Origin of the sequence: Peribacillus sp. NPDC094092 (assembly GCF_050279365.1) — a bacterium.
Classification (GTDB): domain Bacteria; phylum Bacillota; class Bacilli; order Bacillales; family DSM-1321; genus Peribacillus.
The window spans coordinates 1,313,422-1,339,879 of record NZ_JBNNUC010000002.1 but is presented as its reverse complement, the minus strand read 5'-3'; the positions used below and the strand labels follow the sequence as shown (position 1 = coordinate 1,339,879).

The following is a 26,458-nucleotide window of genomic DNA, read 5'->3' as shown; positions in this document are numbered from 1 at the left end:
TTCCTCCACTTAAAAGCCATAGGCTGAACGGTAAATTTTTTCGATATCCCGAACGTTTAATGCACGGGGATTATTGCGAAGTAATCGGACTTGTTTGATGGCCTCGGCAGCCATTTCACTTAATGCCGATTCAGGAATGTCAAATTCACTTAGTGACTCGGGTATATCAACGTAACGGCAGATTCTGGTCATCGCTTCTATAGCTTTATCCGCTGCCTCATCATCATTTAAATGATTGACTTTCTCTCCAAGTGCTTCAGCAATGTCACGGAACCTTTCCAAACATGCAATTTTATTCCACTTCATGACAAATGGCAGTAATAATGAATTGCTGACTCCATGTGATAAATGGAAGCGGCCTCCAAGCGGATAAGCTAATGCATGGACAGCTCCAACACCCGCATTTCCAAAAGCTAACCCTGCCATTAGGCTTCCCGTGATCATGGCTTCCCGTGCTTCCAGATTATCTGGTGCAGCATAAGCCTTTGGTAAATTTTTTGCGATCAACTTCATGGCCCCAATTGCCAAAGCATCTGTAACAGGCGAAGCAAATTTGGAAATGTAAGCCTCTACTGCATGGACGAGTGCATCCACTCCGCTCGCAGCCGTCACACTTGGCGGGCAAGTCAGCGTCATCACGGGCGATACAATCGCTACATCCGGTAAAAGATAAGAACTAACAATTCCCTTCTTCACCTGTTCTTTTTTATCCGATAAAATCGAAATATTCGTCACTTCAGACCCGGTTCCGGCCGTCGTCGGTATGGCTATTAAAGGCAGACCAGGAACTTCAATCAAATTCGTACCGAAGTATGTCTCGATGCTGCCTGAATTTGTAGCCATGACGGAAGAGGCTTTCGCAATATCCATCGCACTTCCCCCGCCTACCGCAATCAGTCCATCATGATTTCCCTCCGTTATGGACCGTACACATAGCTCGACGATTTCAATTTCCGGTTCAGGATTCACATCCGAGAAAATACCGTATGGTGATGAAAGTAAATCCTCAACCTTTTTCACTACCCCCGCATTCAGTAAAATTTTATCTGTAACTATCAACGGATTCTTCATCCCTAATCGCACAACCTCATCAGTCAGCTGCTGTAAAGAATCTGATCCTGTCACCAATTTGTTAGCCATTGAAAAAATAGAAATATTCATGTTTATCTCCCCTTTCATGTATTTACTAATGCAGGAATCATGCCAAAGTGAAAACGCTTAATTTATAAGGGGGATAACCTTTATTTCTTGGATAACAATAGAAACAATGAGTAGAAAACAAATCAAAAAAACTAATTCGATTCGTTTTCTAATCGAATGTGAAATTTTTTCATTTTTTGCACCAAAGCGCTTTGACTGATATTCAAAGAGATGGCCGCAGCCCTTGTAGTTCCATATTTTTTCATCGCATTCAGAATCAGGGATCGCTCCAGCTCGGAAACGGCATCCTTCAATGAATGTGTTGCAGGTTTTTTTGATAAGACCGGCTGGATGAAAGATGGTAAATTAGGCAAGTCAATCGTATCATCATAAGTCGTGACGACCAGTCGCTCTGCAAGACTCGCAAGCTCACGTATATTACCAGGCCACGAATAGTTCGTCAGCCATTCATAGCATTCCGGTGTCATCTCTTTCTTTTCATTATATTTTTCATTGAATTTTTTCAAATACATTTCTAAAAGTGGGATCGTTTCTTCCTTTCGCTGGCGTAAGGGCGGAACTTCAAAAGATACTATATTAAGCCGGTAATATAGATCTTCTCGGAAAGACCCTTCTTGAACAAGGGAGGCAAGATCCCGATGAGTGGCTGTAATTAACCTGACATCCACTTCTTTCATTTCGGTAGAACCTACTCTCATAAACTTGTTTTCTTCTACCACTTTCAAAAGTTTTACCTGTAACTCTAAAGGTAAATCCCCAATTTCGTCCAAAAATAACGTGCCGCCATTCACTTTCTCGAAAATCCCCATTTTCCCATTCTTAAGGGACCCGGTAAATGCCCCTGGTTCATATCCAAAAAGTTCAGATTCCACTAAGTTCGCCGGGATGGCTCCGCAATTTAATTCAAGGAAGATTTTTTCCTTCCTGGAGCTTTTGGCATGTATATACTTGGCGATTAAACTCTTCCCTACTCCCGTTTCCCCCTGTAATAAGATCTTCGCATCCGTTTTAGCTACTTTATCTGCCAGTTTAAATAAAGGAGTTGTAGAAGGCCCAATGATTATTTCTTGTAAATTGACCTGTTCCGATCCAGGCAATAATTGGGAAACGGGTTGGAAAGATAGCTTTTGGCTGTCGATCGTGTACTTCATCCGAATTAATTCGGTTATATCCCTTACACTATTTATGACAAATATGACTTCATTCTGTGGCGATAGAATCGGTGTGGCCGATACGATTATCTTTCTTCCATTACGAATTCTTTGTGTCAAAGTAACTTGATTCTTCGTCAGGATTGAGTCCAATGAAGCAGAAACGGAAATCATCCCCTGCTCAATTAAATAACTCATCGGTTTTCCGATAATTTCCTCTTCCCTTATTCCGGTAATACGCTGATAAGCTTGATTGATAAATAATGTCGTTCCAGCACCATCCGTGATATATACGCCATCATACAAGGCATTAAATACAACCCTGCATAAATCACTCTCAAAGAATGCTTGAAATTGATCATATGGTATTGAGTAATTGCGTAAATTTTGCAGCGGTGCATTCACAGTAATGAAATGGGAAATAGGTTTCGTCAAATCACTCTGCTGCACTGCCGCAGATAACGCCTCTATTGTTAAAAATCCGATGAAATCTTCTGAATCATCCAAAACTTCCACTTCAGTGCTTCCTGCGGGAAAACATGATATTGCTTCCTCCACTGTCATATCCGAATAAAACTTAGTCATCAATATTCACTCCTAACCTGACCTCTTTATGATACTATGTATAAACGCTATACCGGTAAAACAAATCAATCCATCTATGTTTCTGATTAAAGCGATAAATATGCACCGGAATGACACCTTAATCATACCAATGGTGTTTTTTATGCTCAAATCCATTTTCACTCACCAAAGGAAAACTTCCCCTTTTGTTGTAAAGGAAGAAAAACTGAGTAATAGCTAATTCTATTGGAATGCTCAACATTATCGATAAGCTTAAGTACCATTTTTTGATTGTATTAAAAAGTTTCCCTGTAAAAAAACCTAATCCGTATTTAGAATTACATTTCAGACTGCAGGCAAACTCTATGAAAATATAGGTTCCCTATAGTTTTTAGGCTTGAACAATTTGAACGTTGATTTCGCTCCAGGCACACGCTTTCCGCGGGAGTCTCGTACTTTCCTCTCCATTTAGATACAATTCATTCATCCACAGTCTTTTTAAAATAGAAGGATTAAAAACTTAGATGATGAGGATGCTTTTTTAACATATTTCTATTCAGCGAGATCAACTTGAAATATTCCTATAGACCAACTATGCCAGACAACTCTTTGGTTCGTAATATCCAAGCTGCCATTGATTAACTTTCGGCCAAAATTTCAAAGGAAATTTAAGAAGAGCTCGGAATTTTTTATTTCCGCACCCCTTTTGTTACAAACCAAAAACCTAATCCGAATTTGGATTAGGTTTTTTTGTTTGATTAAAGAATGTTGATTGCTTCACCTCTAATCATATGCTTAATTTGGGAACCAGCCTACCGGTTTTACATCGAGATTAATGTTGATTTGCTTAATTTCCTGGTATTCATCCAAGCCGTATTTTCCTAAACTGCGTCCTATCCCGCTCTGTTTGTAACCGCCCCATGGCGCCTCGACATATGTTGGATGATAATCATTCACCCATGTAATCCCTGCCCGCACTTTCTTGATCACACGCAAACCTTTTGCGCCATCGTTAGTGAAGACGCCGCCTGCAAGACCGTAGTCTGTATCATTTGCAAGTTTAATAGCTTCTTCTTCATCTATAAACTTTTGAATGACAACGACTGGACCGAAGATTTCCTCTTGTACGATTCGCATGTCAGGTGTTACATCGGTAAAGACAGTCGGTGCAATGAAGTATCCTTTGTCAAGTCCATCATCAACAAGACGGTAACCGCCTGCTGCAAGTGTCGCACCTTCCTGTTTGCCGATTTCAATATAATTTAAAATGCTATTCATTTGCGCTTCGCTGACAATTGCACCCATGTTGCTGTCTTCTGCAAGGCCAGGTCCAACTTTGATTTTATTTGCGCGTTCCACATAGCGTTTTACATATTCATCATAAATGCTTTCTTCCACCAGGATGCGGCTACCTGATGAACATACTTGGCCGGCACCGAAGAAGATGCCGAATAATCCGTAATCGATGGCTGTTTCCAAATCTGCATCAGCAAAAACGATGTTAGGTGATTTACCGCCAAGCTCAAGGGAAATTTTCTTTAAGTTGCCCGCGGCCGCTTTCATGATGGTGCGGCCAACATCCGTACTTCCCGTAAATGAAACAATGTCAACGTCCTTGCTTTCTGCAATGGTTTGACCGACAACAGTGCCGCGGCCCATCACCATATTAGCCACACCTTTAGGGATGCCGACTTCCTCTAGGATTTCAAATAATTTCATCGCTGTTACAGGTGTCACTTCAGCCGGTTTATATACAATGGTGTTACCCGCCGCAAGGGCCGGTGCGATTTTCCAGACACTCATTAGAAGAGGGAAATTCCAAGGAACGATCAAGCCGGCTACACCTACTGGCTCACGAACGACCATCGCTTGCACGGGAGCGGGAACTTGATAAGTTTCCCCTTCTGGATGAAGGATCAAGCCAGCGTAGTAACGGAAACACGCGGCGGCATCGGCTATATCGAAGCCTGCCTCTGCTTTAAGTTTCCCGTTGTCCATTGTTTCGAGAATCGTTAACTCTTCCGCACGTTCATCAATTTTATCAGCGATTTTATATAGATAGGAAGCTCGCTCCTGCGCCGTCAGTCCTGACCAGATTCCACTTTCAAAAGCTGCTTTCGCAACTGAGATTGCATTTTCTGTATCTTCCTTGGTGGCACGCGGGGCCCTTGCAATGACTTCCTGTGTTGCAGGATTGATTACCGGGATTACTTCATTTGAAGATGAGGATTGCCAATTACCGTCAATGTAATTTTTAAGCTCTATAACTGCCGTTTCTAAAATTGTCATGTTTTTTGCCTCCGGTTTTCTTTATTTTTATTATAAGCCTGAACGGAATCGTTAAAGTTTTATAACAAGTCTGTCGTCCTTCGCACGTGAGCAGCATGTCAGGATTGACTTACGTGATTGGCGGTTTTGTTCGCTAAGGAAGAAATCCCGGTGATCCACTTCACCTTCTGCCACATCTACCTCACAACTTCCGCACCCGCCCACTTTACAAGAATAAGGTGCATCAATTCCTTCCCTTAAAAGCGCATCAAGCAGTGTTTCGCCTTCCTGAACGTGGATGGACCGATCGCTGTCTGTAAGGTCGACAATGAAAGGATCTTTCGGCCCATCATTTTGTGTCGCAAATAATTCGAAGTGGATTGCATGTTCCGGATAACCATAGGAACTGGCGGCTTTTCGATACTCTTGAACCATCTCGATTGGTCCGCAAAAATATACATGCGTGCCAATGCGATGATCCTTCATCGTCTCAGGCGTCATTCTGTGCTTGTCTTCCGCCTGTGAAAAATAAAAGGTACATTGATCAGGATATTTGGCTTTCACCAGATCATAAAAAGCACATAATTCCGGAGTGCGTGCTGCATAATGGAGTTCGAAGGTTTGGCCTTCGGCAGCCATGTCTTCCATCATTGCCAGAAATGGTGTGATGCCGATCCCAGCTGCATAAAAAGCATGATGCTTTGCTCGAAAGCTAAGAGGGAAGTTGTTTTTAGGGAAACTGACTTCCAACTTGGAATCTATCTGTACATGATCGTGCCAGAAAGCGGAACCGCCGCGTGACGCCTCATCACGCCGAATGGAAATGGCATATTTTTTACGGTCCCTTGGGTTGCTGATAAGGGAATATTCTCTCTCGAATATCGTATCCCCGGCTGGCATGAATGTGGTCAAATGCGAACCGCCTGTAAAAGCAGGCAATGGGTTTCCATCAACTGGTATCAACTCGAACTGTTTTACGAATGGAGTTTCTTGAATGATCTTGTTTACTTTCATTTGAATATTTCCTACTACCCGCATGATGATCAGCTCCCTACTTCTTCTTTTCCGATTGGGATGAATGGGTAACCAATATAACCTTCCCGTACTATGGAATAAAATGGTCCGATTTCAAGACTTGCTTTGCAATGGTCACATTCTGCATTCTCTGCTTCTTCGGCGACTTCCGACACTTCAAAACATTTCATGCAATATACGTACCGCCGTTTAGCTCCGATAATCACCGTCTGGATCTCAGCTTCAGAAAGACCGGCTTCCACCCCGAGCGAGAAGATCATTACGGCATTGTTCCATGCAGCCGAAATATAAAATTGTGTGCCCATCTTTTGTGACAAGATGAATCTCTTAATCTCCTCTTTATCGTCCATTCCGTTTATGGAAAGACATTCATAAGGCACTGTACCTGAAAGCTCAGAAGTGAAACTTTTCGCCTTCTCAAATCCGGCTTGATCAGAAATGACGACAAACTTTCTTCGTTCATTCCGAGGAGTAAATTGATTTACGATCGTAATTGATTTATCAAACAATACTGGACTATTGTACAAGGCCCTATCCTCCTACTCATTGTTTAGATTCGACTTTTGTTTTTCATCAATACGCCTCAAATATTCAACCGATTGCGGAAGAAACGGGGCAATTCCTTTGTATTCAGCCATAGGTTCCGGAATATCCTGCAGTACGCTATATGTCAGATCAAACCAATCCTGGCGCAATGTCAAATCCTCCAGTGGCAGGAACTGCGTATTCAATACGAATAGAATGGCGTTGCTTCGTGGCATGTTATAAAATTTTTGCTCTTCAACACGCAAACGAACCAGTTCACCTGCATTTTCCGGTGTGATCTCAGAACGCTGCGGTCCCCAGACATCCATCGTTTCATAATTGACATCCCAACGGTTCGCCATCAGGTTCCAGTTGATGCGTGTCCATGGCTTTCCTGGCTCAATGGATAATAAAAACTTACGAACACGATCTGCCAGTTCATCGCCTTTCCGCGATACAAATGGAACAGGTGCATGGATCTCATCAAAGGACATGCCTTTATTCCAGTTAGCTGAGAAAAGTGCGGCGTATGAAACTTGTCCCACTTCCAAATAGAAATTACTATCACGATGAACCATTAAAACAAAATCATTGTGGAAATGGCGGCCTATATAATCAAGCGGCTCATTTGGAAGCGTGCTGGCATCGCCATACACGAATGAATCTGATTCCCCGAAAATGTGGTTCTTGAACGTCCAGCTGTCTCCATCTTTAATGACCTCGAAATGCTCCGGATAGCGATCGGTTGCCATATCGATGAGCATCTCCAACACTTCCCATTGCATTTCCATCGTGTGTGAAAAAGATTGAAACCTTATATGCGGCTGTTCTTGAAGGAGACGACGCTTCGTTTCCACTTGGAGTCTGTATTCTGGTGTGACTTCAATACAGTTAATGTTTGAGAGTCTTTTCAAATCATTCGAATAACGATAGTTACCTGAAGTGAATGGAAATGGGAATGTGTCTAAATCAGTTGTTTTGAAATCTAAACTTTGTGTAAACATTTAACAATCTCCTCTCGTTCCCTAGATTCTTTAAATTGCGTTTTTCTACTTAGCTTCCTTTAATTCAACGGATGGACGCTCCATGTCCACTTCAAAACGGAAAATGTATTTAGATGAAACATAGTAGGTGACTAAAGCAACAAAGTATGTTGGAATTCCGGCAGCCGTATGAAGGAAAAAGTCACTTGCTTCAAAAGTCAATGGATTATAGAGTGCCCAGTAAACAATCGTTCCAATGACCACCGTGAGAACTGCCGACGGGTTAAGGCCTTTCCAATAGGTATAAGAGCCTTGTGTGTCATACAAATCCCTTATTGAAATGCGCTGCCGCTTTACAAAAAAGTAATCTGCAACGACAATGCCGCCAAGAACAGCCATAATAAAGGAAATGACAGCGATGAAGGAACCAAATGCATCGTAGAATGTCGAGCTTAGAAGTAAGAATATAGTCGGTACGGTTGTACCCATCGCAATCATCCATGACTTTTTCGGGAATACAGTTTTAAAGCTGACAGCTTGTGAGTACATAAGGAAAATGGCTGCACCGACATTCCCAACCGAAAGTAAAATCAAGCCAATGAAGCCGCCCCAACTTCCTGCGATGGAAAACATCCAGTCAGAAGGGTTAAGTGAACCAGCGACCAATGCAGCAATGGCCCCAACTAAAGCAGCGATACAGACGATGATTCCATAGCTGTAGAATCCTGCTTTAAATGCTCCTCCTTCTGTTTTAGATAAACGGCTGTATTGGCCAAGGTATGGAAGCCATGAGAAGCCGAGACCGATATTTAATTCCAGGGCTGTCGCGAATGAACGAGAAGTCGTTTCAAACGGCTCGGAAGGAAGTATTTGTGCAACTTTAGTGAATCCCTGGCCAAACAAGACGATTGCGAGAAGGCCAAACATGAGAACCATAAAGACCGGAACGGCTACTGCGGTATATTTTTGAATCGCTATCGGTCCCCTCACCGTTACTAGAAATGCACAGATGAAGAGTAAAATCGAGAAAAACGGCGCTCCAGTTGCTTGGCTTGAGAAAATGTCGGGCATCCCCATCCAATTAGCTGCCTCTGCTAACGCCTGGCCGGACATGAAAAGCGCAATGGAAATGTAGCCGAGAGTTAAAATAAGAAAAACAAAGAAAAAGATATTGGATCCTAGATACCCAAGTGAACTTCGAAACCCTACAAAAGTATCTATGCCATAACGCGCAAAATAAAGGGTAATTGGAACAATCAACAGCATAGGGAAGGCGTTACCGAATAAAATCGCTGCAAGTGACTGCTTCGCATCAAGCATTGTACCTGTGTATCCGCCAGTTAACAGCCCAAAAGATGAGAGGCCAATAACAACCTGAACTAAAATTAAATCCCTAAGATTAAAAATCCGGTCATTTTTACTTGCCGGTAAAAAGCCGAAGGCCACATCCTTTGAAATGGAGGAATTCTCTTTACTCACACGCTTCTCTCCCAACTATAAAATAATGATCGTATCGCTTGGAAATAAGGCTGTAATAGTTTTGGGTGAGCTAAACGAAACTACTTTAGACAAGTGTATAGACCAGGTAAAAGATGATTAAAATCATGAGAAAAATAGAACCTGTCGCATCCTTCCATTTCATTTTGTCAATTTTCACGGCATCTTCCTGCTCATACGCATTGATCCGCTCATTCAAATCTGAATAGAGATTTTTAATAAAGGGATCTTCAGAATTGATATTCTGTTGGAACTGATTCTCATTATTCAAAATAGCTTCTCCCTCCTTTGCATCATGCTTTCTCGTCCCTTCTCTTTACTTTATTGCAATAAACATGCCAATCAGGAAACACCACGGTTACTGAGTTTTCAATAGGAAGAATATTCATTTTTGAAACTATTGAACAATTGTGAAATTTCTGTAATATAAAATTAGATAGTTTATGAAAGGCAGGTAGACATAAATGGATCACTTCACCTCTGCACTCTTGTCTATTTACGATCAGCTTATCGTGACAGATAAAAATGGCACCATACTGAATTCGACCGGAACAGGGAATACCCTATTCCAAACAGTCAAATCCGCTAATGTCGGCAGATCCATCAAGGATGTTGAACAAGATTTATTTTCCACTAGCTTGGCAGAAGAGATTATGGGCAAAAATGAAAAAAAATCTTTCATGCAATCCTCATGGCAGGGTCCGGTAATGCTGATGACGGCATATCCGGTTGAATCTGGGGCATGGGTTTGGGCCTACAAGGAAATTAAAGACTCTTATCCAGATACATCAAGGGGGCAATCGGGGCCTTTGTTGGAATCGAAGAAGCCATCTTTTCCATTTGTGATCCGCAGTAAACCGATGCTTGATGTTCTGCATAAAATGCAAATGGTTTCCGATGTTAGCGCAACAGTCCTTTTATTGGGGGAATCCGGTGTAGGAAAGGAAATGGCCGCCAGGGCCATACATAATATGAGTAACAGAAGCGACGGTCCGTTTATACCTGTCAATTGCGGTGCAATTCCGGAAAACTTGATTGAAAGCGAACTTTTTGGCTACGTGGAAGGAGCTTTTACCAGCGCAAGGAAAGACGGGGCCAAAGGGAAATTCACACTCGCCCATAAAGGGATCTTATTCTTGGATGAGGTTGGCGAGTTACCGCTTAACGTACAGGTAAAACTGCTTCGAGTCCTTCAGGAACGCGTTGTCACACCAATTGGAAGTACGACATCACACCCTGTTGATATTCAAGTGATTGCAGCAACAAATAAATCGCTCGAAAAAATGGTGAAAAAAGGTGAATTTCGAGAAGACTTATATTATCGCCTTCATGTCGTACCCATCCACCTTCCGCCGCTTAGGAATCGTGTAGATGAAATCCCCCATCTGGTTCAGTTTTTTTTACAAAAGTACAATACACTATACAATCGAAATGTGGCTTTCACTCCTGATGCAATCGACTTGCTATGTATCTATCAATGGCCCGGTAATGTGCGCGAACTTGAAAATACAGTTGAAAGGCTAGTGATTACTAGCGGAATGCCGGAAGTGGATGTTGCGTTGGTAAAAGAGGTCCTTCCTTTTAAAGGGCCCAAACCCACTTCAATACCTGTTATCGATTTTCTGATGCCCATGCAGGAAGCAGTCGACCTTGTGGAGGAACAGCTTATCAATATGGCGATGGAACAATACAAATCATTAAAACTAGCGGCGAAGGTATTGGAAGTAAGCCAGCCTACGATGAGCAGGAAATATAAAAAATTACGTAATAAAATTGAAGAGGCACGCTTTTCACCAGTGGATAAACGGGCCATTTTAGAGGAACAAATAAATCAACGGCTTCGTTCCATTGCCGTTGTAACCGCAGCTATCATTCCAGCTGAAGAGGTTATCAGTCTACAAAAAAATATGAACCGGAAAACCTCCTACTCCCATAAATTAAAACAAAAACTTACCATGATTCAAGAAAAGGAAGGCGTAATTGAATGGGTCTTCATCTTTATCATGACGGAGGATGGACGTCTGATTCACCTCGTTGCAGATAAAGGCTTTGTAATTGAACCGGGGGAAGAATATATTGGTCCCCCTGAAATGGTTAATGTCGCATACCAGGCGTTTAATGGTAAAGCTGGTGTGACTCCCATATATGAAGACAGGTACGGTGAGTGGAAAACAAGCTTTGCGCCTATTATTGATGATGACGGCAATATTGTCGCCATTGTAGGATGTGATTACAGCAAAGCCTATTTCAATTCTGAAATGCAACGTCTCCGTAAGCAACTCAATATACATGTTTGATTTTTAGGATGCAGTCATGCAGGATCAAAACGTTTGGGGACCAAAAGCAAAAAAAGAAAAGCTGATGACAGGAGCCCTCTTAAAACAGGCTTTTGCAGTCAGCTTTTTCGGTATTTTCCTCCATATACATCCATGAACGTTATGGAGGAATTAAAATGGCATGATCGCCAGCCAATTTTCATCCAAATGGTTTTAGCATATTGACCCCACTTATTTAGGCTATATTATATCTTGTTCTTCCACTATCCTGTCATATAACCGTTTTACGATTTATCTTCAAGTACTTCTTAACACAGTACTTCTACATTAAATCCTCCAGGCGCTTCCACATAGAACGTATATCTGTGTAAGTGTTTTGGCGGTTTCACCATGAATCCATCATCCTTCAAGCGTTGATTGATCCTGTTAACTTGCTCTTCATTTTCTTGTATGAATCCAACATGAAAAGTCTTGGGGTATTGGACATCGCTTCCTTTCATTAGTGTCAATATGGATCCATCATCATCTCTCATTGCGGCAAAGCCATCTCCCCGGCTTCCTGCACATGACAATCCAAAGTATCTTTCTAAAAACTCCCGTGATGCTTCAACATCATTAACTGTTAAATTTATATGATTGATCTTCATTACTTCCCCCCGATTATAATAGTATTGTTTTCTATCGGTAAAAAAGTTAATTTTCCACAGGCTCTATGTGATGTCGTTAGTCACTTTGTAATCGGACTTGTTAATTTTCCCTTCCTATTTTGTAAGGTATTCCTTCTTTTTAATGAAAATGACAGTATCATCCTTCTATACAGTAAATAATCATCCAAGTTACCGCAATTATAAGATTTAAAAAGGCCAACCAGTAAAAACTGGTTAGCCTTTGGTACAACTCTATTACAATATTTTTTCATTTTCAAAACCAGTGTTTTTTGACTCCACTTTCTTGGCCAATTTAAATTTATAGAATAATATACAGGCTATCAAAAATCCTATCCCATAAAACAGTCCGACTCGTTGAGTGGGATCAAAGGCAAGGAATACTAGAATCAGCAAACAAAAGCCTAAACAAAACAACGGGACAAATGGGTAAAAGGGTACTATGTATTGTAAATCTTCCGTTTTACCACCCGCTTTTATAAACTTCCTTCTAAACATATATTGCGATAACGCAATTCCCATCCATGAAATCGTGACGGAAATACCCGCTATGGACATAAGCATCACGAACACTGTATCCGCCGCAATGAAGCTAGTTAATAACGATAGAAGCGAAAAACAGATCGTAAAAAGAAGGGCATTCAATGGCACTTTCCTCTTGGATAATAGACCAAACACCTTTGGTGCCATTCCGTCATGAGCCATAGACCAAAGCAACCTTGTGGATGCATAAAGACATGAATTCCCCACAGAAAGAATGGCTGTCAAAATAATGAAATTCATGATACCTGCTGCATATGGAATCCCGGCTATCTTCATCAAAGTTACAAAAGGACTTTCCAATAAGCCTAATTCCGAAGAAGGGAATATGGCGGAAAGGATGATAATCGACGAAATGTAGAAAACAATGATTCTAAATAGCACGTTCCGAATGGCTTTAGGGATATTCTCTTCGGGTTTTTCACTTTCCCCTGCCGCTATTCCTATTAGTTCTGAGCCTTGATAAGAAAATATTACATTCATCATTGTCACAAAGATAATTGTAATCCCCCCTGCTGGAAATAGACCAGAAGGAGCCAAATTCTCGAAGAATGGGGTTGGACGATCAGATAAAGAGACAAAACCGAAGATGCCAGCGATTCCAATCAAGATAAACAAAATCACTGCAACGATTTTTATTCCTGCGAACCAATATTCCGCCTCTGCAAATCCTCTTGTCGTCAATGCATTCAAAGTAAATAAAAGCACTATGAACACAGCACACCAAATCCAGGTAGGACTATGGGGGAACCATTGTTTCATCAAAATTCCTGCAGCAGTGAACTCCACTCCTGCAGTTGCTGCTGAACCTACGAAATACATCCATCCTAGAGAGAAACCAGCGGAAGGCCCAATAAATTCAGCAGCATATTTCTGGAATGAACCAGTAACAGGCATATGAACGGCTAGCTCGCCAAGGCAGACCATTACCATATACAAAATTAGACCGCCGGCTAGGTAACCGACCAGGGCGCCTCCTGCCCCCGCTTGATTAATTGTATAGCCTGCATTTAAAAAAAGGCCTGTACCAATTACGCCGCCAAGTGAAAGCATAAATAAATGGCGTCTTTTCATTGAGCGTTGCAGCTGATCATTATTCTCCAGTCCATACCCCATATGATCACTTCCTTATCTTATCTATTAGCCTATGCCTTCCCCTAAACGATCTTAGAACCTTAAAGAGAGACAACTAAGTCCGCCATCTTGTTTTTGAAATTCAGTCATCTCCACTTCGATCACTGTGTATCCCAACTCTTCAATTTTTTTCTTTGTACCTTCAAACCCTTTTGGGACGATCACGCAGTCGTTCATTCTTACGCAGTTACCCGAATATTCTTCTTCCTGTTTTACGATAATTTGATTGAAGCCAGAAAAAGCTTCGTGATCAATGAATTCCCCGGCCACTAATAAATTATTGTCCCCCAGGTAATTGACACCCGTTTTTAAATGAAAGAACTTCTTTAGGGGAATGATGGTCGTATCAAAACCATACTTAGCCATTATATCTTTGAACTGAATAGCACCTGCTTCATTTGTTCTAGTTGAAAGGCCAACATAGAAGTGATCTTCAACTTGCATTACATCTCCGCCGTCTAACATACCTGGAGATTGAATATATTCGATTGTGTCATAAAAGTCCTTTAAAACTTCTTTCATTTCATTAATCTCACCGTTCCGGCTTTCTGCACCAGGATTGGTTACAAGGGCACATTTTGGTGTCAACACGGCTGTATCTTCAACAAACGTGGAATCAGGGTATCTCTCATCCGATTCGAGAACGGTCACTTTTACACCGCAGCGTTTTAATGCTTCTACATAAGCCTCGTGCTGTACAAGTGCTTTTTCATAATCCGGGTTTCCTAAATCCGATGTTGTTAAGCCATTTACAAAACTTTTTCCAATCTTTCTTACAATCGCATGTTTAAACATATATATTCCTCCTAAATGGGTAGATTATTTTTAAAAAATTCAGGATATCAGCCTTTTAAAACCAGTCGTTTTTTTAATGAATTTTCTTTTCATCACTGCTGCACTTAACTAATCCAGAAGCGGAAATCATGGAAAAACAGCCATGATAGGGAGAAAAGACAACCGTAAGCTTCTTTTAAACTATAACGGGTGTCTTTTCCTGCCCAATGTTTTCTCAATTATTTTGATGACCGCATAATGTATCCGCTATTCCTACAAAATATCTTACTCCATACCCTAAAGCGTTCTCATCGATTTTAAATTTAGGATGGTGTAAAGGGTAAGCTTTTCCAAACGCATCATTATGAACGCCTAGAAATTGCATGGAAGAGGGTACGATTTCTGAAAATGCCGAAAAATCTTCTGTTCCGAACATCGGATCATCAACCTGGATGATATGATCTCCTTCAAAAATACCTTCCATGACCGTTCTTGAAATATCGGCAGCTGCTTTATCATTCACCACGGCCGGATACCCTAAATACCAAGTAATTTCACATACCGCCCCATGCGTTTCTGAAATTCCCTTGACGATTTGCTCTAGATATTCCCTTGCCTTCACTCGGCTATCAGGGTCTAAGGAACGAATGGTACCACCTATTTCCGCATATTCAGGAATGACATTGAGCGCACTGCCTGAATGAAACTGAGTGACTGAAATGACAGGTGTCCTAAGCGCAGAAATTTTTCTGGAAACGATATGTTGAATATTCGTCGTAATTTCTGCACCAATGATCAGAGGATCTACCGTTAATTCCGGAGTCGATGCATGTCCGCCCTGACCAATGATTTTAATTTCAAAATCATCGGCTGCTGCACAGAATACCCCTTTCCTTAAACAAATCGTCCCTGTACGTTCATATGGCGTAACATGCAGTGCAAATGCATAATCCACCCCTTCCATGACCCCTTTTTTCACCAATTCCTGGGCTCCCCCTGGAAGAACTTCCTCGGCGTGTTGGAAAATGAACCTGATTTCTCCATCAATCGTATCTTTTTTCCCGGCGAGGACTTTAGCAGCGCCTAATAACATCGCAGCATGAGCATCATGACCGCATGCATGCATGACCCCAGGATTTTTTGATTTATAATCAATTTCTGCTTCTTCTTGAATCGGGAGTGCATCGATATCTGCACGAAAAGTGATGGTATTCGCTTTTCGGGCGGATTTTTTAGATCCTTTGAGAACAGCTAAAACGCTCGTTTCGGTTGGTCTCGTCACTTCTAATCCTGTAAAGGTTTTTAATTTCCTATAGATGAATTCAGAAGTCTGGTACTCCTGATATGAGAGCTCCGGATTTTCGTGGAAATGACGCCTCCATGAAATCACTTCATCCACAACCGTCTCCTGTATTGTCTTCATCATAAAATGCCTCCTTGATCACTTAGTGCCAATATTCAGACTTTTCCGCTCTTTAAAAAGGGCCATACTGTATGCTTTGAGCAATGATCAAAAAGATGATCGCTACCGCAACCTGAATCAAAAGATACGGAAACACCCATTTTACCCATTTCGTAAATGATATGCCTGCCACTGCCAGTCCAGCCAATAGCACTCCAGAAGTCGGAAATATCATATTCGAGATTCCATCCCCTAATTGGAAAGCTAACACTGCCGTTTGTCTTGTCACACCCATTAAATCTGCCAATGGAGCCATAATCGGCATCGTTAATGCTGCTTGTCCACTTCCGGATGGAACAATGAAGTTAAGGAATAATTGGACAATGAACATCCCGATTGCATTTATGGCGGGAGGAAGCTGCTCAACCAGTCCTGCAGCATAATATAGAATCGTATCCAGCAATCCGCCACTTGTAATGATGACCAAGATTGTCTGTGCAACGCCGATTATCAATGCCCCCGAAACCATGTCGCCTGCTCCTGAAATAAAACCATTTTCCATCTTGGATGGAGTCAAGCCGCCAATTAGGCCCATTATGATCCCGCTTAATAAAAACAAGCCGCCAATTTCACTTATATACCATCCTAATTTAATAACTCCATAAACTAATAGAATGAAATTCACCAATAAAATAATTAATGCAGCGCTATGTCTTTTACTCATCTTAAAGTTTTTATCAAGATGTGCATGCTCTTCACGCCTGAATTTCCCGTACTCCCCCAGTTCAGGGTTTCTTTTAACCTTCATTGCATGGAAGTAGATGTACAATACTGTAACGACATAAAACACTGCAAGAAGACCGATTCGCAATCCCATTCCCGAATACATGGGCAGTTCTGCAATGCTTTGGGCAACTCCTACATTAAAAGGGTTCGTAATGCCCGAAATGAATCCAGTCGCCAATGTTCCGAGGATGACGATCGCAAAACCTGTAAGGGCATCAAAGCCTAATGCAATCGTCATCGGCACAATGATTGCTATATAAACTAATGCATCTTCAGCAGAGCCGATCAGTGTCCCTAATGATGCGAAGATTAATACCATCAACGGAATAAGCAATTTCTCTTTTGTTCCGAATCGGACAGCCACAAACTTAATGAAAGAATCCAGTGCTCCTGTTGCTTGCATGATTCCCAGTGCTCCGCCAAACAAAAAGACGAACAAGATAATCGAAGCTCCTTCAATCATCCCGGCGTGAATGCTGCTGAACATTTCCAATAATCCCACTGGTGTTGATTCAATGAATTCAAAAGAAGTGGGATCGACTACACTGCGGCCATCCTTTTCAATTCTTTCATATTGGCCTGCAGGTAAGATATAGGTTAATACCGTCACTACTACAATTACAATAAACATTAATACAAAAGGATTAATCCCTTTTTCCCGTAACTCCGTCAATTGGTTAAGCGGCTTATTATTCTGAGTATGCGGCTCGGAAGTGATTTGGCCATTAGGCAGGTCATTCATATAAATACCCCCAGTTAAAGTTCTATACTTTTAATCCCGTTCTCCTGTCGGACCATCACTTCTCAACCAAGCACTTAAACATACTCTTTATTAACTTCTCCAGCATGACGGGTGTATGGACGAAGGCGCTATCGATGTGAAGGCGCTCAGTACGCTGGTGGGCATCCTTGCCGAACGGCCCCACATTAAGGACGGGTGCCTGAAGTTTTTGCATATCAGCAAAAGGAATGCTGTAAGTATCGCCCCAGACCGGTGTATTTTTTTCAAATGCTGTCCAGCCATCAGACTCATCACTATATTGAACATAGCTTAAATCGCAAAGGCCATTAAAATAATGAATTTGGCTGACTTCTTCACCAAGCATTCTGGCAGTTTCCTTCATTAATTTTACAGATTCCATGATAAGCGGATCATCGGACGTATTGACGGCTGGATAATATGGGGGTGCGAACATCAATACAATGGCGGGTGAAAGCTCCTGACATTGTATCATCAATTTTTCAGCGATCCGCACTGATTTATCCCGTTCATCCAAATCCATGTTCCCATTTACTTCACTCTTTATTTGCTCAACAAAACTACCGCCAAATTTGCCCTCGGCATATGAAAGTAACTTTTCGTAGCGCAATACTTGTACTTCACCTACACCTTCAATTTGTTCACGCAGGCAAAGCTCTTTATAAGATTCATTGCATTTCATCGCTGCTTCGTAAGCAACCTGTTCGAAAAGGTCCATTATTTCTGCAGCTGTCCTTTTCATAATGAACACATTATAAAGCGCGGCTGCCCGATATGGTGTCTGTGTTGAATATTGTAATTTTAGATCTTTTTGCTGAAGCGATACCGGTAAAGGTGTTTCCTCACCAAGATCACTTTCCAGAAAAAGAGTGTTCCACTCCATGAGCTGCGTGAGGAACGAGGCTATATAGTTAGCCGTCATGCCCTTTAATGGCTCACCTACATGAGTTTCTTTCCCATAAAAAAGCGCCGCGGGCATGATTTTACCCAAAGTTCCTGAATAAATATAATGTCTATTATCGCCCGGTTTCTGTGAAAAGGACGGTTCACTATTAAAAAACATTTTATAGGAAAGGCCATATTTATCACGTAAAGTCACAAGTTCTTTAACTGCAGCCCTCATTCCCGCAGAATTCACTTCCTCATCAGGAACCGTTAACAGCAGGAGATTGATCGGCCATTTTTCGATGCTTGCCTTTTCGATGATAGCCATATGAAGGGCAAGCCCCATTTTCATATCCATCGTTCCCCTGCCAAACAAGTACTTTCCTGATTCAAGATCAATGCGCGCTTCTTCCGGCAGTTCAACTTTCCTGTCATGAAGTTTTTTCGTGAGCTCCTCTGGTTGAAATGCAAGAGTCTCAAGATCACCGTATTCTTCTGTATGAACCGTATCAAAATGGCTAATTAATACAACAGTTTCCATTGCATCTGGATGTTTATAAAAAGCATTGACAAAGTTCCTCCCTGAATCAGCCTCGTGAAGCGATAAGTGCGCCGGATTCCTTTTAAAATAATCAAGTTCCCTCAATTTCTCTTGCACCTTATACGGAAACGTTCGTTCCCCTTGTGTAAAAGTACGGCTATCCCAGCTAACAAGTTCACATAACAAAGCACGGAGAGTTTCTGGAGTACCCCATAGTAATTGACTCATCCCAATCCCCCTTCATTAATATTTGTACGCACCACCGGGCAGGTTAAACAAGTTGGACCGCCAGTGCCTTTGAAACTGATCTCGGTTCCTTTGTATTCATAAACCGTTGCTCCCGCATCTATAAGCTTTTGCTTCGTGTAAGCGTTACCAGAAGATATCACGCAAACCCGCGGAGCAATGGCAAGAACATTACATCCCAAGGTCAAGTACTCATCAACCGGTACTTCGATAAGCTGTATGCCTCGTTCTACCAGCAGTTTTCTAAAAAAGACAGGCATAAGGCGGGAGTGAACCACTGCTAAATCCTGGTCGACCATGCTGATGAAAGACATGAGATGGAGACACTCTCCCTCTCCTTGATCATGCGGAAGCTGAACTACGATGAATTCATCGACAAGATGAGCGGTCATTTCTTTTAATTGCCGAATCGCTTCAGCATTTGTACGATAACCATGTCCGACAACCAGGGTCTTATCATCAAGCCAAACGATATCACCGCCATCCGCGACAGCATCACCTTTTAAATACCCAATTACCGGGATGTTCTTTTCCTTACAAAATTCCTTGTATACATTAGCTTCTGGCTGCCTCAATTCTTTCCCGGACTTTAAAATAATGGCTCCTTGACTTGTGAATTTGACCGGGTCATGTGCATATAAGGAGTCAATGCCGACTACCGAAGATGCTGGCAAATAATCGATGTTTGGAACATATTTCTCCAAAATTGAAATAAAGTCACCATACTCTTTTAATGCTTCGTTGAAATCCGGCTCTTCCGCAAAGTTGAAGTCCCGCCATGCTTGGCTTAAATGCTCTTGACTAATAAACGCTTCTCTCGGATGTTTTACAATGACACGTTCCAATGGTTTGTACATGGACGAACAATATACCACTGCCTCTCCTCCTTTTCCGCATAGTGGAAAACGTTTCCGCTAATAGGAATTTTTCTTTTATTATAAAATCAACTTTGGTATAATGTCAATATGTTTTAAATTTTCAAATAACTCAAAGTTTCATTCAACTTGTTATGAAAGATAGGTGGTTTGTTTATGCAATCGATCGACCGTGCCATGAACGTTATAAAGGTGCTGGTTTCCAATTCATCGGAAAACTGGCTGTCAATTACGGAACTTTCCCAAGAATGTGAACTTCCTGTCAGCTCCATGCATCGTTTGTTAAAATCGATGTCCTTGCATGGATTAATCCAACAGGACGGGCAAACCAAACAATATGGTTTGGGGAATATTTGGCTCGAATATGGTTTACGTATGTATGACAAAATGGATTACATCAGCCAAATAAGGCCTGAACTGGAAAGGCTGATGAACAAAGTCGAGGAAAGCGTCTATCTTAGCCAGCCAATAGGAATGGAATCACTCGTTATCGAACGAATCGACAGTGAAAAAAGCCAAATTCGGGTTTATGACCAGCTTGGCTCACGAGTACCCATGCATATCGGGGCTGCCAATAAAGCGATGCTCGCTTATATGCCATATAATCAAGCCAAAAAAATCGTGGATGCTCTTGTGCCAATTCAAGAAAGAACAGCTTTTTGGGATATATTGCAAGAGACTAAAATGAAGGGACATGGAATCAGCCACAGTGAAAGAACAGAGGGAACATGTTCTGTTGCCGTGCCGATACTGAACCATTTTGGGGAAGTTCACGGTGCTGTGAGCATAGGTTTTGTCAGCTTTAACCTGACAGATGAAAGACTTGATTTCCTCATTAAAAATGTTATGGAAACTGGCAATCGGGTTTCTGCAAAATTGGGGTATAGGGGAACATGACCACAGTGGAGAGGATGATCGGATAAGCCGAAAAAGAAGATGAATCATTTCATCTTCTTTTTCGTTTTTATATTAATCGCTGCCAGTCACAAATAAATCTTCTTTGAAATAGGCAAGTACCTCGCCAGCCACCACTGGTTCACCCTCCAATACCTCCAATGATTCTATTTTTCCGCTGACACCAATATCAATGATTTCCACACGTCCATCTGCCTTCTTGATCTGAAATAATTGTTCCCATTCGTAAAATCTGGAATTTTCGCATATAGAAATTTTTTCAATCCTGCCTTCACATGGGCTAAGAATCACATCAACGTACATTTACATCATTCCTTCCTTCAATATTCTTCTAAATGAAATGGGGTTTGTAAGACTAACTTGAGAAAGTTTTGGAACTCATGTATATCTTCTTGTTCAATTCCAAGGGTCGGGGCCCAGTACTGATCTAAATTAATATCATTGGCACATAGCAGGATCATTCTTCCGCTTTGCATGGAAGTCACCATTGCTTTCCCGAAAAACTGGGCCGAATATACAATGGTCACATCATATCTATAATCTTGTGACAATAAACAATAATGATGAATTGCCTGGTTTTCTTTATTTTCGGAAAGAATATCAAAATTCAACGGATTGCCTCCTTTCTTGTAAGCCCTAATTCTCTCAGAACCTGACCCAACCTCGAAGCTGGGATGCTTCTGCAATTTTGCGAATCCCTTCAATATAAGCTGCCACTTTCATGTTCACGGAATATCTTTGTGAAGTATGGTAGACATTCAAAAAGCTGGCCGTTATCTTTTCCTTCAATCGTTCATCCACAAGCTCTTCCGTCCAGTAATAACCTTGGTTGTTCTGGCACCATTCAAAATATGAGACTATCACCCCTCCTGAATTCGCCAAAATATCCGGGACCAGCACTATACCTTTATCATCAAGAATCTTGATCGCTTCCTTTGTTGTCGGCCCATTTGCTGCTTCGATCAGGATTTCACATTTTAATCGTTTTGCATTATCTTTATTCACCACTCCGCTTATAGCTGCGGGAATCAGCACATCACACTCTTTTTCCAACAATTCTTGATTGGATAATGAATCTTTGTATAAAGTCGAAACGACCCCAAAAGAGTCCCTGTTCTCCAAAAGGTAAGGAATATCCAAGCCATCCGGATCATATAAGCCTCCAAGCTCATCCGCAATTCCGACAACCTTAGCTCCCATTTCATGTAAATACAACGCTAAATGACTGCCAACATTCCCGAATCCCTGAATGATTACCCGCATGCATTCAATAGGAATCCCCTTTAAATCACATATCATTTGAAGTGTATATAATACTCCCTTGGAAGTGGCCTTTTCCCTGCCCTTCGATCCTCCTAATCTCAGAGGCTTTCCTGTAATGAATCCGGGTGAATCGAATTCCCTGATGTGATCGTATTCATCCAGCATCCAGGCCATGATTTGTGAATTCGTATACATATCAGGTGCCGGAATATCTTTTGTAGGGCCCACTATTTGACTTACTGCCCTGACATACCCTCTGCTTAATCGTTCTAGCTCAGATGAACTCATCTGTCTGGGATCACATACAATGCCACCTTTTGCCCCTCCATATGGAAGATCGGTTATTCCGCATTTCAAGCTCATCCATCCGGCCAATGCCTTAACTTCTTCAGGAGTGACATCCGGGTGAAACCGAATCCCCCCTTTCGTTGGCCCGGCTGCATCATTATGTTGAGCCCGATACCCTTGAAACATCCTTGTCTCCCCATTATCCATTTGAATAGGAATACTGACTTCCAGAAAACGCATTGGCGATTTCAAAAAATCAAAAACCTGATCTGGATAGCCCAAAACATGAATCGCTTCTTTTAAGATATCCTGGAACTCTTGCAGTGGATTATCCAATTGACGTTTTTCAATTACTTTCATTTTCCCTGTCATTTTAGCACCTCACTTTTATTCTTATAACTTACTTAAGCAACTTTCATGCCAGCTTTGAAGATATCCTGTGGAAAGCCAAATACCGCCATTTGCAATCATCAATATCACCATACAATCGTCAGGATATATGTATTAATTCATAAGCAATTCAGGTTTGCATATGTAAGCAGTGATGATTGAATACATAAAAAAGCATCCTTATTACGATGTATCAGCCGGTGACAAACTAGATGAAATTCGTGTTTGTCGACAGTCATTTAAGGGGTTGTACAATTTGAACGTTGATTTCCTTTCCAGGCACGCGCTTTTCCCGCAGGTGCCTCGTACCCCCGCTCCAATCAACTTTGTTTTAAAATATAGAAAGAACTCCTTTTGTCTACACACTGAATTGAGAGGGGACTTATAGTAGATTGCTGCGACGCCTACTTACTCTGCAATGAATGTAAAGAAGAAGGCCCACCGGAATTGGCCGGGGGGCCTTTGTCAACTATTCTATTCATTCTTCATTCAAATAAAAAACCAAAGAGGTTTTGGAATGAAACTATTCCAAAACCTTTTTGGCTACAAACTGACTCATCCTTATCGGATCGTTTTTTACTTTCAAAGTCTCATAGCTGAATTTCTTCAACTTGGTATTGGGGCGGAGCCTTCCGGAATGCCTTTGTGATATATAATAGATAACAAAATCCAATAATGAACCAACTTGTCCCCATTATTAGGGAACTTGCCTCAAGGTTAATCCAAAGAATTCCAATTGCTATAGCTCCAATTAAAGGCATTATTAAGTATTGAATACACCCCTTTATCGTTCGATGTTTCTTTTCCCGAATGATAAAATGGCTGATTACCGACAGGTTTACAAAAGTAAATGCCATTAATGCACCAAAGTTGATCAGTGACGTCGCTGTCACTAAATCAAAGAATAAAGCCGACAAAGAAATGACTCCAACTATGAGTACATTAATGGCTGGCGTCTTCCATTTAGGGTGAATAAACCCAATCCATTTTTCCGGAAACACTTTATCACGTCCCATAACATACAAAAGACGGGAAACGCTGGCATGGGATGCTAGTCCAGAGGCTAGCGTATTGACGAAAGTCGTACAAAGAAAAATGGATTGAAATAACTTACCACCTACATAAAGGGCGATTTCCGGTAATGCAGCATCCGGTTCCTTAAAGCGGGATATATCCGGAAAAAAGAGCTGAATAAAGAAAGATGCGGTAATGAAGATGATTCCACCCCAAAGTGCAGTTAAAAATATCGCTTTTGGAATCGTTTTTTTCGGATCCGGCGTTTCTTCGGATAGTGTCGTTACCGCATCGAAGCCCAAAAAGGAAAAACAAAGGATTGTGGCCCCGGTTATTATTGCCGAAACGTCCATTCCTTCATTTACGAAAGGCATTATCGTAAACACTTCTCCTGTACCTTCTCCATCATTTAAGCCTTTGACGACAAGAATGATGAACACTGCCATGATGGCAATCTGAATTAAAACAAAAAAAGCATTGAAGTTAGCAAGTACATTGACGCTCCGGAGATTGAGAATGGTGACGATTGCCACGAACAACACTACCCAAATCCATGTAGGAACTTCTGGAAATAATGCTGTGAGATAAATTTTGGTCAACAATGCATTCACCATAGGTAAAAACAAATAGTCTAACAACGAAGACCATCCCACCAGGAATCCTAAATGCGGGTTCATGGCCTTTTGCGTATAAGTGTAGGCAGAACCTGCAGCAGGAAAAACCTTTACAAGTTTTCCATAGCTTGCTGCTGTAAAAAGCATCCCCACCAGTGCAAAGATATAGGCAGTTGGCACATGGCCGCCCGTAATCCCAGATACAATTCCAAATGTATCAAATACGACCATGGGGGTCATATATGCTAACCCCATCATAACGATTTGCCATAATTTCAGTGATCTTTTCAATGTAACCTCATTTTCCACCTATCATTCCTCCTTGAAACCGCTTTCAAACCAGTAGGTTCAATTTCCTAACTAGATAATTCTTCATGCCTCCCTCTTTTAAAAGTTATACCTGTATACACTAATGCAAATTCTGTGCCACATGATTTCGGTTTCCTCGACAAACGAAAAAAGCCAAAAACACTACTTAATTCCTGTATTCTTAACGGCACATGACTGATTCATTGAAATGAAATCTAGGAGCATCGGCGATTCAATTTCCCATAAATTATTCGCCTTTGCATAACCCAAGCAAATGATATGCAGTAAAAATGCTCATCAAATCGCTTACTGCAACTTGGCATGATAATTGCATAATTAATCATCCATAGGAATTCATTTATATGAGTTTCAAAACTATTATTATAAGAAAATGGAGGAATAGAAAATGAAATATCCTTTATCCCCTGATGTTAAACCAGAGTTTTGTACCACCGGATCATTTATGCGCTTACCTTCTACAAGAGAGAATGCCAAATTGGCAGTGGTAGGTATGCCTTTTGATACAGCTGCTTCATTCAGGGTAGGGGCCCGGTTTGCTCCGCAAGCAGTCCGCCAGGCATCCATGACGTTGTTTCCTTACCATCCGATTCACAAGGTATTTCCGTTTGACGAATGTAATGCAATTGATATTGGGGACGTTTCGGTGATTCCCCATAATATACATCGAAGCTATGAGTTAATTGAAAAGGCCATGGCAGACTTGATGAAAAACGGTATCATCCCAATAGGCATCGGAGGAGATCATTCAGTAACATTGGCTAATCTAAGAGCTGCCGCAAAAATACACGGCCCTGTTGCACTTCTTCATTTTGATTCACATACAGATACCTGGGATACTTATTATGATGAAAAATACTGGCATGGTTCCCCGTTTATCCGTGCATTTGAGGAAGGCTTGCTCCAAACGGATAAAGTTTTCCAGATTGGCATCAGAGGTACGCTCAATCATCCAGGCGATATAGATTCAAGTACAGATCTAGGTTACAACGTGATAACTACGCCTGAGCTGAAGAAAAGAGGAATCGAAGATGTCGTGAAGGAAGTCAAGAAAACCATTGGGGATACACCATGTTTCTTGACCTTTGATATTGATTTTGTAGATCCATCATGTGCTCCTGGAACAGGCACCTTGGAGGTCGGCGGTCTAAATAGCTTTGAAACCCTAGAGATGATACGCTCTCTGCAAGGATTCAACTTTATTGGGTTCGATCTGGTGGAAGTCCTCCCGCCGTACGATCCAACGCAAATTACATCACTATTGGCAGCCACCATCATTCATGACTTTGCCAGTTTAGTAGCCTTACAGCTTAAAGAAGAACAAAAAAAAGAGAATTCAGCCGAAAAAAGTTTATAAAACAAGCGGTATTTAGTAAAGAAGGGTCTTTCAGGTCAAGATGTTATCGTTCAAAAGGCACCTGCTTTAAATAAAAGCAGATGCCTTTTTTCTATATCATCTTTAATCTTGTTTCATTTCCTCTATTAATCATTTCATATAAACTGATGAACAAGTTCGAGCTATCGGTGTGGGAAAATAAAAAAACACATCCCATCTGAAAGAATGGGATGTGTTATCATT

General features: G+C 41.4%; 22 protein-coding genes. 3 read left to right on the top strand and 19 right to left on the bottom strand.

Annotated elements, in window-relative coordinates; all coding sequences use genetic code 11:
- Positions 1-9: 9 nt before the first annotated feature.
- The 8 genes from ACQKNS_RS15515 to ACQKNS_RS15480 form a co-directional block, all read right to left on the bottom strand.
- Positions 10-1,161, bottom strand: a complete 1,152-nt coding sequence (locus tag ACQKNS_RS15515) for an iron-containing alcohol dehydrogenase (protein ID WP_427644098.1) — start codon at positions 1,159-1,161, stop codon at positions 10-12.
- A gap of 131 nt (positions 1,162-1,292) precedes the next feature.
- Positions 1,293-2,897, bottom strand: coding sequence for a sigma-54 interaction domain-containing protein (locus ACQKNS_RS15510; protein ID WP_427644096.1), 1,605 nt, complete (start codon positions 2,895-2,897; stop codon positions 1,293-1,295).
- A 774-nt stretch (positions 2,898-3,671) separates the two neighbouring features.
- Positions 3,672-5,165 carry an aldehyde dehydrogenase family protein gene (locus ACQKNS_RS15505; RefSeq protein ID WP_427644094.1) on the bottom strand — a complete coding sequence of 498 codons (1,494 nt, stop codon included), beginning with the start codon at positions 5,163-5,165 and terminating at the stop codon, positions 3,672-3,674.
- A gap of 51 nt (positions 5,166-5,216) precedes the next feature.
- Complete coding sequence (locus tag ACQKNS_RS15500; RefSeq protein WP_427644092.1) at positions 5,217-6,182, bottom strand: PDR/VanB family oxidoreductase; 966 nt, start codon at positions 6,180-6,182, stop codon at positions 5,217-5,219.
- 5 nt (positions 6,183-6,187) lie between these two features.
- Positions 6,188-6,706: a hypothetical protein gene (locus tag ACQKNS_RS15495; protein ID WP_427644090.1), complete on the bottom strand. Its 519-nt coding sequence runs from the start codon at positions 6,704-6,706 to the stop codon at positions 6,188-6,190.
- A gap of 12 nt (positions 6,707-6,718) precedes the next feature.
- Positions 6,719-7,708: a heme-dependent oxidative N-demethylase family protein gene (locus ACQKNS_RS15490; protein WP_427644088.1), complete on the bottom strand. Its 990-nt coding sequence runs from the start codon at positions 7,706-7,708 to the stop codon at positions 6,719-6,721.
- 45 nt (positions 7,709-7,753) lie between these two features.
- The gene (locus ACQKNS_RS15485) at positions 7,754-9,166 is read right to left on the bottom strand and encodes a purine-cytosine permease family protein (protein ID WP_427644087.1); all 1,413 of its coding nucleotides are present in this window, start codon (positions 9,164-9,166) and stop codon (positions 7,754-7,756) included.
- 85 nt (positions 9,167-9,251) lie between these two features.
- Positions 9,252-9,455 carry a hypothetical protein gene (locus tag ACQKNS_RS15480; RefSeq protein ID WP_427644086.1) on the bottom strand — a complete coding sequence of 68 codons (204 nt, stop codon included), beginning with the start codon at positions 9,453-9,455 and terminating at the stop codon, positions 9,252-9,254.
- A 193-nt stretch (positions 9,456-9,648) separates the two neighbouring features.
- Between ACQKNS_RS15480 and ACQKNS_RS15475 the strand changes: the two genes are divergently transcribed.
- Positions 9,649-11,481 carry a sigma 54-interacting transcriptional regulator gene (locus tag ACQKNS_RS15475; RefSeq protein WP_427644084.1) on the top strand — a complete coding sequence of 611 codons (1,833 nt, stop codon included), beginning with the start codon at positions 9,649-9,651 and terminating at the stop codon, positions 11,479-11,481.
- Between the two features lie 287 nt (positions 11,482-11,768).
- Here ACQKNS_RS15475 and ACQKNS_RS15470 read toward each other — a convergent pair whose 3' ends face one another.
- The 7 genes from ACQKNS_RS15470 to ACQKNS_RS15440 form a co-directional block, all read right to left on the bottom strand.
- A complete protein-coding gene (locus tag ACQKNS_RS15470; protein WP_427644082.1) occupies positions 11,769-12,107 on the bottom strand; it encodes a VOC family protein in 339 nt (112 codons plus the stop codon).
- Positions 12,108-12,362: 255 nt separating this feature from the next.
- A complete protein-coding gene (locus tag ACQKNS_RS15465) occupies positions 12,363-13,781 on the bottom strand; it encodes an amino acid permease (protein WP_427644080.1) in 1,419 nt (472 codons plus the stop codon).
- Positions 13,782-13,832: 51 nt separating this feature from the next.
- Complete coding sequence (locus tag ACQKNS_RS15460; protein WP_427644078.1) at positions 13,833-14,594, bottom strand: dimethylarginine dimethylaminohydrolase family protein; 762 nt, start codon at positions 14,592-14,594, stop codon at positions 13,833-13,835.
- 214 nt (positions 14,595-14,808) lie between these two features.
- Complete coding sequence (locus tag ACQKNS_RS15455) at positions 14,809-15,999, bottom strand: amidohydrolase (protein WP_427644076.1); 1,191 nt, start codon at positions 15,997-15,999, stop codon at positions 14,809-14,811.
- 49 nt (positions 16,000-16,048) lie between these two features.
- Positions 16,049-17,503 carry a YfcC family protein gene (locus ACQKNS_RS15450; RefSeq protein ID WP_427644074.1) on the bottom strand — a complete coding sequence of 485 codons (1,455 nt, stop codon included), beginning with the start codon at positions 17,501-17,503 and terminating at the stop codon, positions 16,049-16,051.
- A 55-nt stretch (positions 17,504-17,558) separates the two neighbouring features.
- Positions 17,559-19,175, bottom strand: coding sequence for a M20/M25/M40 family metallo-hydrolase (locus ACQKNS_RS15445; protein WP_427644072.1), 1,617 nt, complete (start codon positions 19,173-19,175; stop codon positions 17,559-17,561).
- Positions 19,172-20,050 carry a dimethylarginine dimethylaminohydrolase family protein gene (locus tag ACQKNS_RS15440; protein ID WP_427644238.1) on the bottom strand — a complete coding sequence of 293 codons (879 nt, stop codon included), beginning with the start codon at positions 20,048-20,050 and terminating at the stop codon, positions 19,172-19,174. The genes ACQKNS_RS15445 and ACQKNS_RS15440 overlap by 4 nt, the downstream gene beginning before the upstream one ends.
- Before the next feature lie 174 nt (positions 20,051-20,224).
- On the opposite strand from ACQKNS_RS15440, the gene ACQKNS_RS15435 reads away from it, so the two are divergent.
- On the top strand, positions 20,225-20,965 hold the full coding sequence (locus tag ACQKNS_RS15435) for an IclR family transcriptional regulator (protein WP_427644070.1): 741 nt from the start codon (positions 20,225-20,227) through the stop codon (positions 20,963-20,965).
- 72 nt (positions 20,966-21,037) lie between these two features.
- On the opposite strand, the gene ACQKNS_RS15430 is transcribed toward ACQKNS_RS15435, so the two are convergent.
- The 4 genes from ACQKNS_RS15430 to ACQKNS_RS15415 form a co-directional block, all read right to left on the bottom strand.
- Positions 21,038-21,286, bottom strand: a complete 249-nt coding sequence (locus tag ACQKNS_RS15430) for a hypothetical protein (RefSeq protein WP_427644068.1) — start codon at positions 21,284-21,286, stop codon at positions 21,038-21,040.
- 17 nt (positions 21,287-21,303) lie between these two features.
- Positions 21,304-21,594, bottom strand: a complete 291-nt coding sequence (locus tag ACQKNS_RS15425; protein ID WP_076365856.1) for an SAV0927 family protein — start codon at positions 21,592-21,594, stop codon at positions 21,304-21,306.
- Between the two features lie 34 nt (positions 21,595-21,628).
- Positions 21,629-22,906 carry a Glu/Leu/Phe/Val family dehydrogenase gene (locus ACQKNS_RS15420; RefSeq protein ID WP_427644066.1) on the bottom strand — a complete coding sequence of 426 codons (1,278 nt, stop codon included), beginning with the start codon at positions 22,904-22,906 and terminating at the stop codon, positions 21,629-21,631.
- 608 nt (positions 22,907-23,514) lie between these two features.
- Positions 23,515-24,861, bottom strand: coding sequence for an APC family permease (locus tag ACQKNS_RS15415; protein WP_427644064.1), 1,347 nt, complete (start codon positions 24,859-24,861; stop codon positions 23,515-23,517).
- Positions 24,862-25,267: 406 nt separating this feature from the next.
- Here ACQKNS_RS15415 and speB point away from each other — a divergent pair, with 406 nt between their 5' ends.
- Positions 25,268-26,236 (top strand): agmatinase, encoded by a 969-nt coding sequence (gene speB, locus ACQKNS_RS15410; protein ID WP_427644062.1) that lies wholly within the window; start codon positions 25,268-25,270, stop codon positions 26,234-26,236.
- Positions 26,237-26,458: the final 222 nt, after the last annotated feature.

Excerpts from the sequence above, each read along its gene's own strand:
- ACQKNS_RS15515 (WP_427644098.1), bottom strand. The coding sequence starts at position 1,161 with ATGAATATTTCTATTTTTTCAATGGCTAACAAATTGGTGACAGGATCA.
- ACQKNS_RS15510 (WP_427644096.1), bottom strand. The coding sequence starts at position 2,897 with ATGACTAAGTTTTATTCGGATATGACAGTGGAGGAAGCAATATCATGT.
- ACQKNS_RS15505 (WP_427644094.1), bottom strand. The coding sequence starts at position 5,165 with ATGACAATTTTAGAAACGGCAGTTATAGAGCTTAAAAATTACATTGAC.
- ACQKNS_RS15500 (WP_427644092.1), bottom strand. The coding sequence starts at position 6,182 with ATGCGGGTAGTAGGAAATATTCAAATGAAAGTAAACAAGATCATTCAA.
- ACQKNS_RS15490 (WP_427644088.1), bottom strand. The coding sequence starts at position 7,708 with ATGTTTACACAAAGTTTAGATTTCAAAACAACTGATTTAGACACATTC.
- ACQKNS_RS15475 (WP_427644084.1), top strand. The coding sequence starts at position 9,649 with ATGGATCACTTCACCTCTGCACTCTTGTCTATTTACGATCAGCTTATC.
- ACQKNS_RS15470 (WP_427644082.1), bottom strand. The coding sequence starts at position 12,107 with ATGAAGATCAATCATATAAATTTAACAGTTAATGATGTTGAAGCATCA.
- ACQKNS_RS15465 (WP_427644080.1), bottom strand. The coding sequence starts at position 13,781 with ATGGGGTATGGACTGGAGAATAATGATCAGCTGCAACGCTCAATGAAA.
- ACQKNS_RS15460 (WP_427644078.1), bottom strand. The coding sequence starts at position 14,594 with ATGTTTAAACATGCGATTGTAAGAAAGATTGGAAAAAGTTTTGTAAAT.
- ACQKNS_RS15455 (WP_427644076.1), bottom strand. The coding sequence starts at position 15,999 with ATGATGAAGACAATACAGGAGACGGTTGTGGATGAAGTGATTTCATGG.
- ACQKNS_RS15450 (WP_427644074.1), bottom strand. The coding sequence starts at position 17,503 with ATGAATGACCTGCCTAATGGCCAAATCACTTCCGAGCCGCATACTCAG.
- ACQKNS_RS15445 (WP_427644072.1), bottom strand. The coding sequence starts at position 19,175 with ATGAGTCAATTACTATGGGGTACTCCAGAAACTCTCCGTGCTTTGTTA.
- ACQKNS_RS15440 (WP_427644238.1), bottom strand. The coding sequence starts at position 20,050 with ATGTACAAACCATTGGAACGTGTCATTGTAAAACATCCGAGAGAAGCG.
- ACQKNS_RS15435 (WP_427644070.1), top strand. The coding sequence starts at position 20,225 with ATGCAATCGATCGACCGTGCCATGAACGTTATAAAGGTGCTGGTTTCC.
- ACQKNS_RS15430 (WP_427644068.1), bottom strand. The coding sequence starts at position 21,286 with ATGTACGTTGATGTGATTCTTAGCCCATGTGAAGGCAGGATTGAAAAA.
- ACQKNS_RS15420 (WP_427644066.1), bottom strand. The coding sequence starts at position 22,906 with ATGACAGGGAAAATGAAAGTAATTGAAAAACGTCAATTGGATAATCCA.
- speB (WP_427644062.1), top strand. The coding sequence starts at position 25,268 with ATGAAATATCCTTTATCCCCTGATGTTAAACCAGAGTTTTGTACCACC.